A 2,585-nucleotide genomic window follows, 5' to 3' on the forward strand; every position below is an offset into this window, starting at 1 on the left:
CAGTCGCCGGACGAGTTCCTGGACTTGTTGGTGCGGGAGCGGGTGTCGGTGTTGTCGCAGACGCCGTCCGCGTTCCGTTCGCTGGTGGGTGCGGCCGCTGATGGTGATCCGCGTGTGGGTGAGCTGGGGCTGCGAGCGGTGATCTTCGCCGGCGAGAAGCTGGAGGTGGGTGAGCTTCGGCCGTGGGTGGACCGGTTGGGTCTGGAGAAGACCGCGCTGGTGAATATGTATGGGATCACTGAGACCACGGTGCATTCCACGTATTACCGGTTGATGGAGCGGGACTTCGCGGAAGGGGCCGGTAATCCGATCGGGCGGCCGCTCAGTGACCTGTCCATTCACGTGCTGGATTCGTACGGGAATCTGGTGCCGGTCGGTGTCCCGGGCGAGATGTATGTCGGTGGTCCCGGTGTGGCACGTGGTTATCTGGGCCGTCCGGCTCTGACCGCCGAGCGTTTTGTTCCCGACCCGTTCGGTCCTGCCGGGTCGCGGTTGTATCGCAGTGGTGACCTCGCGCGTCGTCGCGAGGACGGAAGTCTGGAGTTCTTGGGCCGTATGGACGACCAGGTGAAGATCCGTGGCTACCGGATCGAGCTGGGCGAGATCGAGACCGCGCTGTCGGCGTGTGCAGGCTTCCGTGACGGTGTGGTGATCGTTCGTGAGGACACTCCGGGTGACAAGCGTCTGGTGGCCTACTACGTTCCCGCTCCTGGCGCCACGGTCGATCTTTCCGCCGTCCGCTCGGAGTTGGGCCGTGTTCTGCCTGAGTACATGGTTCCGGCGGCGTTCGTGGAGCTGGGGGCGCTGCCCTTGACGCCCAACGGCAAGCTCGACAAGCGTGCCCTGCCCGCTCCCGAGCAGGACGCCTTCGCCAGGAGCGAGTACGTCGCGCCGCGGACGCTGGTCGAAATGGGCGTGGCGTCGGTGTGGGCCCAGGTCCTGGGGCTGGAGCGGGTCGGCGTCGAGGACTCGTTCTTCGACCTCGGCGGCGACTCCATCCGCGCCGTCTCCCTCGTCGGCGCCCTCCGTGCCATCGGGTTCGACGCGACGATCCAGCAGATCTTCCAGTGCCGCACGATCGCCGCCCTGTGCGAGGCCGTGGCCGGTACGAAGGCGCCGACGGCGGAGGAGACGAAGGTACGGGCCGTTGCGCCGTTCGCGCTGATCAGCGCCGAGGACCGGGCCAAGCTGCCGGAGGGCGTCATGGACGCCTACCCGCTGTCCCAGGTGCAGACCGGCATGGTCGTCGAGATGCTGGCGGACACCGACCGCAACACGTACCACGGCTCGGCCTCCCACTGGGTGCGCGACGACAAGCCGTTCTCGGCCGACGCGCTGCGCAAGGCCGCAGCCGTGGTGGCGGAGCGGCACGATGTCCTGCGGACTTCCTTCGACTTCTCCACGTGTTCGCTGCCGTTGCAGCTCGTCCACGCGCGGGCCGAGATCCCCGTTGCCGTGCACGACCTGCGGCACCTGGACGACACCGCACGTCACCAGGCGCTGTACGAGCTGGTGATCGCCGACCGTGACAGGGTCTTCGACCTGCGAACGGCTCCTCAACTGCGCTTCACCGTCTTCCTGGAGAAGGAGGGCGGCTGGCGTCTGGGTGTCACGCAGAACCACGCGATCACCGAGGGATGGAGCAATGAATCGCTCCTGATGGAGCTCATCGGCTGCTACATGCGGCTGCGTGACGGCCTGGAGCCGGAGCCGTACGACGTGCCCGACGTCCGTTACGCCGACTTCATCGCCGGCGAGCTGGAGGCCCTCGCCTCGGACGAGGACCGTGCCTACTGGCGCGGCATCGTGGCCGACTACGTGCCGTTCGCCCTGCCGTCCGGCTGGGAGGGCACGGCCGAGGGCGGAGGCGAGGAGTACGCACTGGACGTCTCCACCGCGGACCTCGAGACCGGCCTGCGCGCCGTGGCGGCCGCGGCGAACGCCTCGTTCAAGAGTGTGCTGCTGGCGGCTCATCTGAAGGTGATGGGCATGCTCACCGACGAGCCGGCCTTCCACACCGGCCTGGTGTGCGACGCGCGGCCCGAGGTGTCGGGTGCGGACCGGGTGTACGGCATGTACCTCAACACCCTGCCCGTTCCGGCCGACCGGGAAGCGCGTACTTGGCGCGAACTCGTCGAGCGTACGTTCGCCCGGGAGGTGGAGCTGTGGGGCCACCGCCGCTTCCCGATGCCGGAGATCCAGCGCGAGGCCGGCGTCGGCCGTCTCATCGACTCGCTCTTCAACTACCAGAACTTCCACCATGTGGACACCGAGAAGGTGGACACCAGCGGAAGCTTCGGCAACGGCGTGACCGAGTTCGCGCTGAGCATCACCGCATCGCCGAGCAAGGTCGCGCTGCAGGCCAATACCCGGGACCTCGCACGGGTCCACGGACGACGGATCGTGGGGATGTATCGGTCGGTGTTGGAGGCGATGGCCGCGGATGCCGAGGGTGATGCGCGGGTGTCCTTCCTTCCGGAGGGTGAGCTGGATCTGGTGGTGTCGCGGTGGCGTGGTGTGTCGCGTGAGGTCGGTGATGTGTGTCTGCATGAGTTGGTGGAGGCTCAGGTTGAGCGCACGCCGGG

General features: G+C 67.5%; 1 protein-coding gene. It reads left to right on the forward strand.

All coding sequences use genetic code 11. The features are described from left to right. On the forward strand, positions 1 to 2,585 hold a 2,585-nt coding region (locus AB0D93_RS41455), incomplete at both ends, for a condensation domain-containing protein (protein WP_362131929.1).

Source organism: Streptomyces sp. NPDC048191 (assembly GCF_040652655.1).
In the GTDB taxonomy this organism is placed as follows: domain Bacteria; phylum Actinomycetota; class Actinomycetes; order Streptomycetales; family Streptomycetaceae; genus Streptomyces.